The sequence below is a fragment of the Paenibacillus sp. S28 genome, assembly GCF_016624415.1.
GTDB lineage: Bacteria > Bacillota > Bacilli > Paenibacillales > Paenibacillaceae > Paenibacillus_AQ > Paenibacillus_AQ favisporus.
The window spans coordinates 184,297-199,902 of the sequence record NZ_JACVTM010000009.1 but is presented as its reverse complement, the minus strand read 5'-3'; the positions used below and the strand labels follow the sequence as shown (position 1 = coordinate 199,902).

The following is a 15,606-nucleotide window of genomic DNA, read 5'->3' as shown; positions in this document are numbered from 1 at the left end:
AAAAAAAGACTGGATCTGTGGGGAAGCCACGTGGATCCAGTCTTTTTATAAGTTCGAACATAACTGCGAGAAATGGCGGCCGAACGGTCCGGATTTACTCCCCGTTTAGATGATTTTTCTCCGCACCCATCCCGAAATGAGATCCGTCAGGATGACCAGGACGATGATCCCCAGCAAAATGATGCCCACCCGGTTCCAGTTGCGCACCTGCAGCGCGAAAATCAGCGGGGTGCCGATGCCTCCGGCACCGACCAGACCGAGGGTCGTGGCGGAGCGGATGTTGATCTCGAACCGGTACAGCGAGTAGGAAAGGAACTGCGGGATGACCTGCGGCAGCACCGCATACCGAAGCACCTGCAGCCGGTTTGCACCGGACGCGATCAGGGCTTCCTGCGGCCCGCGGTCGATGCTCTCGATCGTCTCCGAATAGAGCTTGCCCAGCATGCCCACGGAATGGATGCCCAGGGCCAGAACGCCGGCAAAGGAGCCGGGACCGACGGCTTTAATGAACAGAATCGCCACGATGATTTCCGGGAACACCCGGATGACGCTCAGAACCAGCTTGCCGCTGCCGGACAGCGCGAGACCGCGGCTCATATTGCTGGAAGCCCAGAAAGCGAAAGGAATGCAGACGACGGCAGCGACGACGGTGCCGAGGACGGAGATGACGAGTGTATCGAGCAGACCCCGCAGCAGATCCTCTCCGTCCGGAATGTACACAAAAGACCAGTCCGGATGCAGGAAGCCGGTCAGGATGGACTTGGAGACAGTGCCCGCCGTCCCTTGAATCCCTTCAAAGTGCATCCCCTGTATGGACCACCAGTAGACGGCAATCACCACCAGCGTGACCAGTCCGAAACGGATGCGTGAGCGAAGTGCCGAGCCGGCTGACACCGGCGTGCCGGACGGCGGCAAAGATGTGTTACGGTTCATAATAATCTCCTCCGAATCAGCGCGCTGCCGTAATCGATGATCAGAACGATGACGAGGGTCAGCAGGATGATGATGCAGGCGCGGTCGTACCGGAACAAGCCGAGGGAGCGGTCGAGCAGGAGGCCGATACCGCCCGCACCGACAAGTCCGAGCACGGCGGCTGCGCGCACGTTCACTTCAAACGTATACAGCAGGTACGACATAAAATAGGGCAGTGCCTGCGGGATGACGGCATACCGGATGATCTGCAGCCGGTTTCCGCCGACGGCCGACATTGCCTCCAGCGGCCCCGGGTCGATCGCTTCGATGGCCTCGAACGTCAGCTTGGCGATGATGCCGAAGGAGAAAAAGACGAGCGCCAGCATCCCTGCAAACGGGCCGATGCCGAACACGGCGACGAATATGGCCGCGAACAGCAGGTCCGGAATGGTGCGGATGAGGTTCAGCACCATCCGTACCGGCAGCGAGACGAAGCGGCTGACGCGCAGGTTGGACGCGGACAGCAGCGCCACCGGAATCGCCAGCAGCCCGCCGAGGGAGGTGCCGAGCACGGCGATCTGCACGGTTTCCATCATCGGGGCCCATATGGTGGGCAGATAGCTCCAATCCGGCGGAAACATTTCCGCCAGGAGGCCGCCCATCTGCGGCAGGCCGGTGATGAGCTGATAAGGGGTGACCTCGGTGCGGATCGAGCAGGCGATGAGGATCGCGAGCAGGACGATCCACCCCGCGTACCGCTTGTATTTCGGCGGCGGCGCCATCCCGGGCAGCGAGGCCGGCTGCAGCGGCTCCGCCTGAGGCGCCGCCTTCATGACACGCCTCCCAGCAGCTCGTCCTTGAGGACCGGCCGCCCATAAATTTCGGCCAACGCCTCGTCCGTTGCCTCCTCGGGGGTGCCGTCAAAAACGACCTCGCCGGCGCGCAGCCCGATAATCCGAGTCGCATACTCCCGGGCCAGGTCGATAAAATGAAGGTTGATCACGGTCGTAATGTTCATCTCGCGATTGATCCGCTTCAGGTCGTCCATGACTTGGCGGGTGGTGAGCGGGTCCAGCGAGGCGACGGGCTCGTCCGCGAGAATGACCCGGGCCTCCTGCGCAAGCGCGCGGGCGATCGAGACGCGCTGCTGCTGGCCGCCGGACAGCTGGTCGGCGCGGACGTAGGCTTTTTCACGGATGTTGACGCGGTTCAGGGCCTCGAGCGCGATGGCGACGTCCGGCTTCGGAAACCAGCCCAGCATCGTCCGCAGCGTCGAATGGTAGCCGACCCGACCGGACAACACGTTGCTGAGCACGTTCTGGCGCTTGATCAGGTTGAAGTTCTGGAATACCATGCCGATGTCGCGGCGGATCAGCCGAAGCTGACGGCCGGCAGCGCGGGTGACGGACTGTCCGCCGACACGGATTTCCCCGGAGGAAATTTCGTTCAGCCGGTTAATGCTGCGCAAAAAGGTGGACTTGCCGGCGCCGGACAGGCCGACGATGACGACAAGCTCTCCTTCCTTGATGGTCAGATTGATGTCGCGAAGCCCTACTGTTCCGTTGGGGTACACTTTGGAGACGTGATCGAATTCAATCATGAGATTCCAACTTTCTGTCGTATTTTCAGATAAAACGGGAAAACAACACCGCCATGAAGCCATTGGACGGTGCTGCCCGGTTCATTGTATCTACATTGAAATGAAATGCTTGAATTTACTTGATTTCCTGCCCGACGGCTTCGGCGTATTCGCGAACCGGATCGAAGTTTTTGTCATCGCCTTTGGCATAGCCGACATGCGTGTAAATGTCTTTGATGATTTGTGCGCCTTCCGCATCGTTTGTAATGTCGATGAACGCCTGGCTGATTTTGTCTCTCCAGCTTTGGTCCATGTCGTTGCGCACGCTGACCGTATCGTTCGGGATTTTGGCCGTATAGTGAAGGACGCGGGTCTTTTCGAAGACGTCCGGAACGTCCTTTTTCACCGTGTTGCGCGCATCCTGGAATACGGCGACGGCATCAACCTGACCGTTCAGGAGCGCCATAATGGCGGCATCATGCCCTTTGATCGTCACGCCTTGAACGTCTTTGTCCGGATCGATGCCTTCCTTCTTCAGCTCAGCCGCAGGAAACACATAGCCGGCGGAGGAAGTGACGTCCTGCCATCCGATCTTTTTGCCCTTCAAGTCCTGGAGGCTTTGGATCGGCGAATCCTTTTTCACAACGATCATCGCTTTGTAGAAATCGACCTTTTCGGTGGTGTCTTCGCCGGTATCGTCTTTAATGCCGTAGCGCTGCGCCTGAAGCAGCAGGTCAGCGGCTTTCTTTTTGTCGTGGGCCAGTACGTATGCGTTCGGCGGCAGGAAGCCGACGTCCACCTGCTTGGAAGCCATCGCTTCCACGATCGTGTTATAGTCTGGGGAAACCGTGACATGAACCGGAATGCCGAGACGATCGCCGAGGAGCTTTTCCAGCGGCTTCGTTTTGGCTTCCAGGGTGTCGGCGTTTTGGGATGGAACGAACTGCACGTTCAGTTCTTTGGGCACATAAGCCGTAGCAGCCGCTTCCGCCGTACCCGAGGCCGATGAGGCGGCCGTGCTGCCCGAGTCGCTGCCGCTGGTTTTAGACCCGCATGCCGCTAAACCGGCAGCCAGGGCCAAGGTCATGCTGATGGATAATACTTTTTTAAACATGGATGATCCCCTCTCCACTTGATTCATCTATTTGGCCAGCAGCGGGTTTAACCCCGTCTGACAGGAAAGAGCTTATCACACGTTCCGGGGGACAAGGGTTAACGGAGAAGATGTCTTTTGTAAACGAATGTAAAAATTTAGTACTTCGGAACGGAGGGTCCGGCGTTTTTCTAAGGCGAAAGGTCTACTTCCAATAAGTAGAAACAGGTCCGAAAGGGCGTTTACGTGGAATTAATGTTTTTCCGTTATACTGGAAAACAGGAAGTGCCGGCTTGTTTCAAGCCGGTCGGGAGGAGAGGAGACATCAATGAGAATAGTGAACGGGATGATTCCCGATAACAATAAAACGGTCAACCTGCGGATTCTGTCGACGACGGACGTGCATGCCTGCCTGATGGATTACGATTATTACCGGGATCAACCGGACGCCTCCATCGGTCTGGTCCGGACAGCCGCCTTGATTGCAAGCGCGAGGAATGAGGTGCCGAACACGCTGCTCGTGGATAACGGAGACCTGATCCAGGGGACCCCGCTCGGAACGTATGCCGCTAAAAAATATGCCGCCATGAAGCAAGGGAACGGGCCGTACGTTCACCCCGCAATCCGGGTCATGAATGCGATAGGTTATGACGCAGCAACTTTGGGCAACCATGAATTCAACTATGGACTCGACATGCTGGACGACGTCATTGCCGGAGCGGATTTTCCGTATGTCAACGCCAACGTATATTTCGATGAAGGCCTGGGCCTTGAGCCTGAGGAATGCGGCCGGAACAGGTATAAGCCGTATGTCATTTTGGATAAAAGATGCCTGGACGATGCCGGGCAGGCCCATGATATCCGGATCGGGCTCATCGGCTTCGTGCCGCCGCAAATCATGGACTGGGACCAGGCGAACCTTGAAGGTCGGGTGAAGGTGAAGGACATCCTGCTGTCGGCGCTGGAATGGGTTCCAAAGATGAAGGAGGAAGGCGCGGATCTGGTCGTGGCGCTGGCTCATACGGGCTTCGACGGCAAGGTGGCGCTGACGGACGGCAATGCCGAGAACGCGGTGTATCCGCTCAGTTTGGTGCCTGGCATTGATGCGCTGGCCTTTTCCCATACGCATCATGTGTTTCCTGCGGATAAGCATCTGCTGGATGCTTCCTTTAAGGATGAGAGCGGTGAACTCCTTCCGGACATCAATCCGGAAAAGGGGACGATTCACGGCATTCCGGCCGTACAGGCCGGGTTCGGCGCGGGGCATTTGGGCGTGATCGACCTGTCGCTTCAATTTCGACAGGGGAGATGGCAGGTGGTGCAGGGGACGTCCTCGGTCCGCCGTTTGGAAAAGGAGGAGGATGCGGCACGCGACACGCCGCTTCGAGACGCAGAAATCGCCGAGCTCCTCCGGCAGGACCATGAGGCGACCGTTGCCTATGCCAATGAGCCGATCGGTACCATTCATGCCCCGCTGCACAGCTATTTTTCCTTGGTGCAGGATGACGCCTCCGTTCAGCTCGTCAACCATGCCCAGACGTGGTACGCCCGGCGGATGATTGCAGCTTCCATGCCGGAGCTGAAGCAGCTGCCGGTATTGTCCGTGGGCTCGCCGTTTAAAGCGGGGCGCAACGGTCCCAAGGAATATGCGGATATTCCGGCCGGGCCGATTGCGATCAAGAGCGCGACGGAGCTGTATTTGTATGACAACACGATTAAAGGGGTGCGGATTTCCGGCCGGGCCGTCAAGGAGTGGCTGGAAATGACCGCGGGAGCGTACAATCGCATCGATCCGCTGTCCTCGGAGGAACAGCCGCTGCTGAACCCGCAGTTTTCCGTGTTTAATTTCGACGTGATCAGCGGCATCACGTACGAGGTCGACGTAACGCAGCCGGCCAAATATAAGCTGGATGGGAGCCTGAACGACCCGGATGCCAGCAGGATCGTTCATCTGTGTTTCGAAGGGGCTCCCCTGGATCCGGATCAGGAGTTTATCGTGATTTCGAGCAACTACCGGGTCTTTGGCGGCGGCAATTTCCCCGGGATCCGAGAGATGGAGCTGGTCATCGATTCCGAGGATGAATGCCGGCAGGTGCTGATTGACTACATTACGGCATGCGGCGAAATTCCGGCTGAGGCGGAGCCGAACTGGCGCATCACGCCGGTGGGAGGCCCTGTGAACGTCACATTTACGACATCGCCTGACGCGGTGAAATATGCCGGAGATTATCCGCACATCCGATATACCGGGCGGCAGAACGATCAAGGCTTCGGCATTTTCAGCCTGGATCTGGGGCGGCAATCGCCGGAGCGGGAGACGGAGGCCCGGTATCTGGGAAAGATTGGTTTAAAGGGATAAATCCCCTGACGATCCGAAAATGCCAAATATATAATGATAGGATAACCGGCATTCAAGGAGGGAATCGTACATGGCAGCTCATTCCATTCAGCAGCCTGCCGTTATCGTAATTACCGGCATTATGGCAAGCGGCAAATCGACGGTAGCGCAGCTGCTCGCCGAGCGGACGGACAAGTCCGTGCATCTTCGCGGCGACCTGTTCCGGAGAATGATCGTGAACGACCGGAAGGAGGTCGAGCCGGACGCTTCCGAAGAGGAGCTGGGCCAGCTGCTGCTTCGCTACCGGCTTGCCGCGCAGGCGGCGGATACGTACGCCGGGTCAGGGTTTACGGTCGTGGTGCAGGACGTTATCGTCGGCCGGGTGCTGGAAGATTTTTTGTCCTTCCTGCAGAGCCGCCCGGTATATTTGGTGGTGCTGTGTCCCACTCCCGAGGCGGTCGAGCAGAGGGAAGCGCAGCGGTCCAAAAAGGGTTACGGGGCCTGGACGGTGGACGCCTTAAACCGCGTGCTGCATGATGAAACGCCCCGGCTCGGTTTGTGGCTGGATTCCTCCAGCTTGTCGCCGGGGGAGACGGTGGACAAGATCATGTCCGGCATAGCAGAAGCCAAGATTCGTTAAATAACGGCAGGGTATGACATCGCTGTTGAGGGGAGAGTCCCAGGCATAAGCCTAAAGGTCTCTCTTTTTTTGCGCCAAAATGAGGACTGCGGCACTGCCCGCCCTTCCGCTCCCTCATATAAAATCCAAGGTAGGGAAGGGTTTCCTTAACAACCACGGTGCATTTGCACGCTGTCCCATATTTTACATAATCCGCAATAAGCCATAATAAAGGGATGTTAACCTGAGGAAGCCGCAATCATAATTGCCGGAATGTAAAGGAGGAGTTCGCAAGATGGACAACCCGTATTTCGTCCGTAGGAAAAAGCTCACAGGTCTATTTCTGGCATGGCTGCTGCTGCTGTCCGCCGCCTTGGGATACATGCCCGCACAGGCTGCGGCTGCGGTTCCGCTCACGGTGGCCGAAGCTCTTGCCAAAAACAACAGCGGAGAAACAGCGACCGTTGAAGGCTACATCGTCGGTGAGATGTACAATTCCAAACCGATTTATTCGGGCTTTCAGGACGATTTTAACGTATTGATTGCCGATACAGCCGGGGAGAAGACACAGAGCAAAATGATCGATGTCCAGATCTCGGCTTCCTACCGCTCCCAGTACGGTCTGAAGACGAACCCCGCCAACGTAGGGAAAAAACTGACCGTTACCGGGCAATTGGCCGCGTACAGCGGCATGGCTGGAATCAAAAGCCCGACAGCGATGTCCCTGGACGGGGAGTCCGGAGAAAATCCCGGCGGAGGCACGCCGAACCCGGCGGATCCGGGCAGCGAAAATATCGGCGTTCCGACGACGCTGCCGGACGGCACGGGGAAAAAGGTGCTGTTCGACGAAACGCACGGTCAGACGGCCGGAGCTTCAGACTGGGTCATTGACGGCGCATTTTCGGACTTTGCCGACGGGCTGAGGGATGCGGGCTTCCAAGTGGCTGCGCTGCAAAGAACGCTGCCGATGGACTTGCACGCTTTTGACACGCCGGCGATTACGCTGAGCAAGCTGAAGCAATACGACGTCTTCATTATCGGCGAAGCCAACATTCCGTTTAAGGCGTCCGAGCAGGCCGCCATGCTGGCGTATGTCAAGGAAGGCGGCAGTATATTTTTCATCTCCGACCACTACAATTCCGACCGAAACCTGAACCGCTGGGATTCCTCGGAAGTGATGAACGGCTACCGGCGCGGAGCATTTGGTAATCCGACCAAGGGCATGTCCACCGCCGAAGCGGCATCGGGCGCGATGCAGGACGTGACCAGCACGGACTGGCTCGGCCAGAACTTCGGTGTGCGCTTCCGCTTCAATTCGGTCGGCGACGTTACCAAAACCGACGCGGTGAAATATGATCAGTCTTTCGGTATTACTGCAGGCGTTAATGATGTGGAGATGCACAGCGGCTCCACGCTGACGATTCTGGATCCGACCCGGGTCAAGGGCGTTGTCTACCTCCCGGAAAATGTGCCGGGCTGGGGCAATGCCGTAGAAAACAGCGACAAGGCGAACTTCCCGAACGGTGGCGTCTATAAAAATGGCGGCATCGCCGAAGGACCGTTCGCTGCCATTTCCAAGCTGGAAAAAGGAAAGGCTGCATTCATCGGCGACTCTTCGCCGGTAGAGGACCCAACGCCGGGATACGTCCGCGAGGACAACGGCGGCAAGAAAACGACTTATGACGGCTTCAAGGGAGAAGCCCAGGATGCTGTCTTCCTCGTCCAGACGGTAAAATGGCTGGCGGTTCATGAAGATTACGCAACATTTGAAAATCAGGGCATTACGCTTGATGAGCCGACGCCGCTGCTCGGCAAGCTGGAAGAACCGGCCACGTCGGCCGAAATTCCAGGAACCGAGCCGTGGACGACACCGGCCGCAGGGTACAAATGGTATGATCCGACGACGTACAAAGCCGGTTCCTATGGAGCCGGCGGTACGCCGCCGGTCGTTACCATTCCCGATTTGACGACCATCGCGGAAGCGCGTAAAGCGGCGGACAACGATTACGTTACGGTGCAGGGCGTTGTCACGTCGGAGCCCGGGATTTTCGGCGGCTCGGGATTTTACATGCAGGACGGCACCGGCGGTGTCTATGTGTACCCGAGCAAAGCGACAGGCTACCATGTCGGGGATAAGGTCAAGCTGACCGCTCAAAAGCTGACCTATAACACCGAGGTCGAGCTGGCCAATGAGGTCCAGGTGGCCAAGCTGGACGCCCAGGCCGATATTCCGGCTCCGGTTCCGCAGGCTGCGGCCGCGGCCAATGACAGCAATCAGGGGCAGCTGATCACGATCAAAAACGCGGCGGTGCAAAACTACACCACCGTTACGGGCTCCCTGGAATTCGATCTCGGCAGCGGCGGCACGACGAACCGTGTCCGTGTCGACAGCCGGACGGGCATCAGTGCAGATGCGCTGAAGCAGGCCTATCCGGCAGGAACGGCCGTCGATATTACCGGGATCTCTTCGATCTTTAAAGGCGCCTACCAGTTGAAGCTTCTGAAAGAAAGCGACATCCGTCCGGCTGGGGCTGCCGGAGACAATCACGCTCCGGCGTTTGCCGACGTGCCTGCCCAGACCGTGAAATCCGGGCAGCAAGTGACGTTCTCGGTGTACGCCAACGATGAGGACGGAGACGTGTTAAGTTATGAGGCGGTGTCCCTGCCGGAGGGAGCGGCCTTTGATGCGGCTTCCGGAAAATTCACGTGGACGCCGGCTGCGGAAGGCAGCTACACGGCTTCCTTCCAGGTTCAGGACGGAAAGGGTGGCAGCGATACGCTCCAGGTCAGCATCACGGTTGAAGCGGCAGGGACGCAGGGGCCAAACTCCGCCGTGCTGACCGGTCCGGCAGCGGCTTCTGCGGGAGCGCAGGTTGACTTGGGCGTAGGCATGACCAAGCCGTTATTCGCCTTTACGGCGCTAGACCTGATCGTCAAGTACGATCCGGCCAAGCAGGAATTTGCGACCGTGGCAAATACGGACGGTACGCTGGCCCTGGCCGAAGGCGCGGTAAGCTCTTTGCGTACCGGCTTTGGCGTGCTGGCGACCGGGGTGAAGCCGGAATCAGGCGAGATCCGCATCATTATGGCCAGCACCGGCCAGGAGAACGCCGTCTCGGAAGACGGGGAGCTGCTGAAGCTCCGCGGCACGCTGAAAGCCGGCGTCTCCGGAAGCGCAGCCGTGTCGGTATCCGCCTTTAACATTTCGGCGGACGGCAATTCGAGCCCGGCGAACACGGACTCCGCTGCGCTGCAGATCCAGATCGCCACGGCTGACCGGGCGGCGCTGTTTGCCGCCATCGGCGAAGCGCAGAAGCTGGCGGATCAGGCCGTTACGGGAACCGAGCCGGGGCAGTACCCGGCATCGGCGAAGACCGCGCTGCTGTCGTCGATCAGCGACGCCAAGCGCGTGGCGGACGATGCCGCCGCCACGCAGAAGGCGATCGACGATGCGCTGACCGCTCTGAAAGCGGCGGTCAGCACGTTCAAGAACGCCGTCATCCCGGTTCCTTCGGTTCCGGCGGACAAGACGGCCCTCTCTTCGGCGATTGCTTCCGCGCAGAGCGTCTATGACCGGGCGGTCGCCGGTGATAAAGTCGGCCAATATCCGGCTGCGGCCAAGGCCGAGCTGCTGTCGGCCATCCAGGCGGCGAACGCGGTCAAAGGCAGCTCTACCGCGACGCAAAACCAGGTGGATTCGGCTGCGGCTGCACTCGGCGGTGCCGTAACCACCTTCCAGAAAAAGCTGATCACGCTGGTACCTGGTGCGGTGCAGATTACGGTGCAGGATTTGTCCATCCTCGCCAAGTACTACGGCATTCAGTCGACGGACCCGAACTGGAGCCGCGTTGCTTCGGCGGACCTGTTCAGCGAAGGCGAAATTTCGATCCGTTCGCTGGCTGCGGTAGCGCAGATGATCATTGGCAGCTGGTACGCGAAGTAATGGGATAGAGAACCGGATGGTCCTCAAGCCCGGCTCATACGCAGTACCATGTCTCGCATGATTCATGTGGGGATTGGGACCGTTTAGGGATGGATATCATCCATGGATATGGTCGTATGGAACATTAGAAATCGACTGCTTAGAAAAGGATACAATCGCAGGAGCGGTGCAGGCTGCTCCTGCGATTTTCAATTCATGGAAAGAGGGCTGGACGTATGCCACGAAAACAATCTACCCGCTATGCCGCATGGGCCGTAGCCATTTGTGTCGGACTCATCGGATCAGGAAACCCCGCAAACGCTGCGGTTTCAGAAGTACGAACGGCTGGCAGCTCTCCGGTTGCGGCGGCCTCCTCAACTATTGCGGCAAACACCGCCGCGGCGGAAGCACCTTCCTTGTCACTGGGGGTAACCACCAATGGCTCCAAGGTGACGGTCACGGTGACCGGCGAGCAGCTAAAGGACTTGTATGCGTATGAGCTGACGCTCAGCTTTGACCCGGCGAAGCTGGCTTTCCGCACCGCTTCCTCGGGGACATCCGGCTTTTCGGTCGAACCGATTGTCAAAAACAACGAAATCCGTCTGGCCCACACCAAAGTAGGAAAAACAGCCGGAGACAGCGGCAAGCTCCAGCTCGCCGCCATTGAGTTTACGGCGCTGCAGGCGGCTACGTCCCGAGTGGTCGTGGAGAGCGCCAAATTGGTGGATTCCGCTCTCCGCTCATCCGAGATGTCCGTCAAGCCGGAAATCACGGTCCGGCCGGGCAAAGCGGAAGGAACGCCGGGCACTTTCCGGGATATCAGCGGCCATTGGGCGGAGCAGCCAATTCTGAACGCGGTCCAGCAGGGATGGGTCAGCGGATATCCCGACGCCACGTTTCAGCCGGGCAAGGAAGTGACCCGGGCGGAGTTCGCCAGCATGATGATGCGTGCGGTCTCCATGGGTCAGACGGCCGGCTCGCAGGCGCTGGCTTTTTCCGATGCGAAGAAAATTCCGGCCTGGGCACTGTCTTCTGTCCAGGATGCGGTGTCGCACGGCATCATGAACGGTTATGCCGACGGAACGTTTGGGCCAGGCCGGCTCATTACCCGGGCCGAAATGGCGGCGATGACCGTCAGGGCGCTCGGTACCGGAACACCGGGAGGTGCGGGAAGTTTGAGTTTTGCCGACCGCAGTCAAATTCCGGCCTGGGCCAAGCCGTATATCGCATCAGCGGTGGAGAAAGGAATCATGCACGGAAGAGCAGGCAGCCTGTTCGCCCCGAACGCGCACGCAACGCGGGCTGAAGCGGTGGCCGTGATCCTGTCGGTGCTTGAGCAGCGATAAGTGCTGCTGCAAGTCCGTTCAGTGCTTGCTGCAGGCTCATCAATGCCAAATGTCTGTCATTTTAAATGGCTGCTGATATACCGAAAAATGTCCTTTTCCAGCCCCATATCCAAATTATTAATCCATGGAAATAAAAAGCTATTAAAAAACTGAAACACTTTTGGATACATTTATGCTATAATGATGAAAACAATGTAAGTTGCATGAAAAAATAAAAATAAATGAATATGGATCTTCGGGGTAAGGTGAAATTCCTGACCGGCGGTGAGCGTCTCTTCTTGTGGTGAAGACGGCGTCAAGCCCGCGACTCGCAGCCTTAGCAGTAAGGCGGCGACTGACCTGGTGGAAATCCAGGGCCGACGGTAAAGTCCGGATGGGAGAAGATCAAAGAATAGGCGTGTGCGAAATTTTGACATTTCCGCAAGCTTATTTGATCAACCCCCGATGTGTCGATTGATGTCGATCTCGGGGGTTTTCCAATGTTGACTCCGTATTCAGGGATAGGGGAACTGGAGTATGGAAAATGTAAGCAGCAACATCAAGGTCCGGCCCGCGGCAAGCGGGAAGGCCGAACGCAGCAAATCCGGCTTTTGGCTGGTCGTGCTGGGTGCAGCATTGTGGGGAGCGGATCCGCTGTTCCGAATCATTTTGCTCAAAGAACATATGACGGCAACGCAGATCGTGCTCATCGAGCATATTTTGCTGGTGCTGTTCGTCGCACCAATGCTGTGGAAACATCGGAGCGAGTTGAAAGGCCTGAAACTGCGCCATATCGGCGCGCTGCTCTTCCTGTCGTGGGGCGGCTCGGCGATTGCAACCATACTGTTTACGCAGGGTCTGTCTTCCGGGAACTTGAACGCGGTCGTTCTGCTGCAGAAGCTGCAGCCGATCTTCGCCATTCTTATGGCCAAACTGCTGCTGCGTGAGAAGCTTCCGAAGCATTTCACCTGGCTGTTCATCGTGGCGCTGGCCGGAACGTATTTGCTGACCTTCGGCTTCACGTTTCCGTTTGGGCATGTAAATGATTTCGTCAAGGTCGGCAGCTTGTTCTCGCTGGGTGCCGCGGCACTGTGGGGCGGTTCCACAGTCATGGGTCGTCTGATGGTCGGAAAAATGGAGTATGAGACGGTGACTTCGCTGCGTTTCATCCTGGCGCTGCCTTTGCTGATCGGGATTACCATCAATCAGGGAGATCCTTGGCAGGTGCATACCGATGGGGGAACGCTGGCTGCGGTGTCGATCAACATGCTGGGGCAGGCGCTTCTTCCGGGGCTGTTCAGCTTGATGGTGTACTATAAAGGGCTGACGACGACGAAAGCATCGGTCGCCACGCTGGCGGAACTGAGCTTCCCGATGGTGAGCGTGCTGATCAACTGGATCGTATTTCATCAGGCTGTGACGCTGACGCAGGCATTCGGATTTATCCTGATCTGGGCGGCGCTGTTCGCGATTTCCCGCAGGAGCGCGGCTTAAAGCTTACAGGTCAGTTTAGGATTTGAAGACGCAATTTTATATAGGTTTGAAAAGCGGTTCCTGCTGGTGGCAGGGGCCGTTTTTTGTTTGGAAGGGAAGGGCAATCGTGCGAAGGATTTCAGTAACTTTTTTTCAGCACATTTAAAAAATAAATCAGTCATCATTTCCAAGCGATCCCTCATACATTTTACGGAAAGCGCTTGCAGAACGCGTTTTAGCCGCATGAGTCCGTCAGCCCGCTCCGTACTTTTTCGTGAAGGGGTATGCGGTTTCCTCGGAATGAAGAGGTTTGGCTTCTTCGGATCTATGGGGCACGAACCTTTCGATCTGAAGACGTGAAATCTGCATCACGCTTGCATGTATATAAAATGAGCTAAAGGCGAAGTGCTGTCCCTGTCTTTAGTTCAATTTATGTAGATGTGAATTGGAGGAAATGGGGGAGTTTACATGAAGCTGAAAATAGCTTCCAAGCCGCTCATGGCCCTTTTCGTGGCGGCGACCGTGATGATCGCGGGCTGCCAGACCGTGCAGCCGCCTTCCGCAACGGGAACGACAACGCCGCCGGCGCAAGGGGAAAACAAGCCGGCCGATCAGGGAGAAAAAGCAACGGAGCCCGCGACGACCGAGCCCGCGGCGAACCAGCCGGCAACGAGCGGAGACGCCAAAGAAACGCCGAGAAATGAAACCCTCTACATTAACGGAATTCAATGGGGGCCGCCATCCAACTTCAACCTGCTGAGCGGCAATCCGGCCTTCCCGATCAACTATGGTAACTCGAGGGAGCTGGTCTACGAGACGCTGTTTATGATCAATCAGCTGGACGGCAAGCTGGAGCCGCTGCTCGGCACCAAATACGAGTGGACTGACGACATGACATTGCATATCGAGCTGAATAAGGACGCCAAATGGAGCGACGGCCAGCCGTTTACGTCCGATGACGTCGTGTACACCTACCAGCTCGGTAAAAAATACGACATCAACTGGAGCAACTATTGGGCGTACATCGCGGATGTCGCAGCGGACGGTCCGAATGCGGTCAAGATCACGCTGAACAAAGACAATCCGAACCGTCTGACGGTGCTCGACAGCATCGAGCTGATTCCGATGATGCCCAAGCATATCTGGGAAGAAATCGAGAAGAAGTCGAACAACGATCTGGCGACGATTCGCAAGGAAGTCAACGCCAATCCGGTAGCCACCGGCCCTTACAAAATCTACTTCTACAACGACCAGAAAATCACGATTGTGCGCGACGACAATTACTGGGGCAAGTCGCTCTTCGGCAAGCTGCCTGCTCCGAAATATATTACGCACGTCATCTACAAGGATAACGCCGCCGGCGATTTGGCCTTCAAGAGCGGACAGGTGGACGTCTCCCAGCAGTTCATCCCGCAGGTATGGAACATGTGGAAGAACGGCGCTCCGATCAAGACCTATCTGAAAGACGCACCTTATTATGTACCGGGCTCCATGCCGTCGATCTTCTTTAATTTCTCGAAAAAAGGGCTGGATAACCCGGACGTCCGCCGCGCGATCGCGATGAGCATCGACTACAAGAAAATTTCCGACCTCGCGATGAGCGGCTACTCGGCCGCGATGCAGCCGTCCTTGACGTTGAACACGGACGCAGAGTCCAAATACGTCGATCAGGCAGCGATCAAATCGCTGCAGTGGACGACCGACGTCAAGGCGGCCAACGAGCTGCTCGACAGCATCGGCGCCAAAAAAGGCAAGGACGGCATCCGCGTGCTGAACGGCACCCGCCTCGGGCCATTTGAAGTGGAATGCCCGTACGGCTGGTCCGACTGGAATGCGGCGCTGGAGATCGTGGCCCAGAGCGCCAAAGCGATCGGCATCGAAATCCGTACGAAGTTCCCGGAAGCGCCGGTATGGACGAACGACCTGCAAACCGGTAAGTTCGACATCATCATGAACACGCCTGCGGGCGGCGTCAATCCGAGCCAGCCGTGGAGCAGAGCGCATGACATCATGTATTCCAAGGAAGTGGCTCCGCTCGGCGAAATGGCGTTCTGGAACTGGGGCCGTTATAAAAACGATAAAGCCGACCAAATTATCGACAAAATTCCGAGCGTCACCGATCAGGCCGAACTCAAAACCTTGTACACGGATTTGACAAAAATCTGGCTGACCGACATTCCGTCCATTCCGCTCATGTACCGTCCGTGGGTGTTCCATACGGTCAATGAATCGGTATGGAAAGGCTTCCCCGTCGACGGAGACGGAAGCAACATTCCTCCGCAAATCGCCATGGACGGGGCGGGCATCCGGGCGCTGTACCAGATCCACAACTAAGCCCAAGGAAG

Annotated in this window: 10 protein-coding genes and 1 riboswitch; of the genes, 6 read left to right on the top strand and 4 right to left on the bottom strand. The window is 57.4% G+C overall.

Annotated features, from left to right (window positions below; genetic code table 11):
- Nucleotides 1-105: 105 nt before the first annotated feature.
- From phnE (IAE55_RS21715) to IAE55_RS21700, 4 genes are all read right to left on the bottom strand, one after another.
- On the bottom strand, nt 106-933 hold the full coding sequence (phnE, locus tag IAE55_RS21715) for a phosphonate ABC transporter, permease protein PhnE (RefSeq protein WP_116234022.1): 828 nt from the start codon (nt 931-933) through the stop codon (nt 106-108).
- Nucleotides 930-1,694: a phosphonate ABC transporter, permease protein PhnE gene (phnE, locus tag IAE55_RS21710; protein WP_234489755.1), complete on the bottom strand. Its 765-nt coding sequence runs from the start codon at nt 1,692-1,694 to the stop codon at nt 930-932. Before phnE (IAE55_RS21710) ends, phnE (IAE55_RS21715) begins: the two co-directional genes overlap by 4 nt.
- A 47-nt stretch (nt 1,695-1,741) precedes the next feature.
- The gene (gene phnC / locus IAE55_RS21705) at nt 1,742-2,512 is read right to left on the bottom strand and encodes a phosphonate ABC transporter ATP-binding protein (protein WP_200633871.1); all 771 of its coding nucleotides are present in this window, start codon (nt 2,510-2,512) and stop codon (nt 1,742-1,744) included.
- 115 nt (nt 2,513-2,627) lie between these two features.
- Entirely contained in the window at nt 2,628-3,605 is a 978-nt protein-coding gene (locus IAE55_RS21700; RefSeq protein WP_076173590.1) for a phosphate/phosphite/phosphonate ABC transporter substrate-binding protein, read from the bottom strand.
- 307 nt (nt 3,606-3,912) lie between these two features.
- Between IAE55_RS21700 and IAE55_RS21695 the strand changes: the two genes are divergently transcribed.
- The 6 genes from IAE55_RS21695 (at nt 3,913) to IAE55_RS21670 (ending at nt 15,595) form a co-directional block, all read left to right on the top strand.
- Nucleotides 3,913-5,943: a bifunctional 2',3'-cyclic-nucleotide 2'-phosphodiesterase/3'-nucleotidase gene (locus IAE55_RS21695; RefSeq protein WP_234489754.1), complete on the top strand. Its 2,031-nt coding sequence runs from the start codon at nt 3,913-3,915 to the stop codon at nt 5,941-5,943.
- A gap of 70 nt (nt 5,944-6,013) precedes the next feature.
- A complete protein-coding gene (locus IAE55_RS21690; RefSeq protein WP_200633870.1) occupies nt 6,014-6,562 on the top strand; it encodes an AAA family ATPase in 549 nt (182 codons plus the stop codon).
- A gap of 274 nt (nt 6,563-6,836) precedes the next feature.
- The gene (locus IAE55_RS21685) at nt 6,837-10,484 is read left to right on the top strand and encodes a DUF6359 domain-containing protein (RefSeq protein WP_200633869.1); all 3,648 of its coding nucleotides are present in this window, start codon (nt 6,837-6,839) and stop codon (nt 10,482-10,484) included.
- 215 nt (nt 10,485-10,699) lie between these two features.
- Nucleotides 10,700-11,809 carry an S-layer homology domain-containing protein gene (locus tag IAE55_RS21680; protein ID WP_200633868.1) on the top strand — a complete coding sequence of 370 codons (1,110 nt, stop codon included), beginning with the start codon at nt 10,700-10,702 and terminating at the stop codon, nt 11,807-11,809.
- A gap of 227 nt (nt 11,810-12,036) precedes the next feature.
- Nucleotides 12,037-12,198: riboswitch (FMN riboswitch) on the top strand.
- Between the two features lie 127 nt (nt 12,199-12,325).
- The gene (locus IAE55_RS21675) at nt 12,326-13,282 is read left to right on the top strand and encodes a DMT family transporter (RefSeq protein WP_145163426.1); all 957 of its coding nucleotides are present in this window, start codon (nt 12,326-12,328) and stop codon (nt 13,280-13,282) included.
- A 447-nt stretch (nt 13,283-13,729) separates the two neighbouring features.
- Entirely contained in the window at nt 13,730-15,595 is a 1,866-nt protein-coding gene (locus tag IAE55_RS21670; protein ID WP_200633867.1) for an ABC transporter substrate-binding protein, read from the top strand.
- The last annotated feature ends 11 nt before the right edge of the window (nt 15,596-15,606 follow it).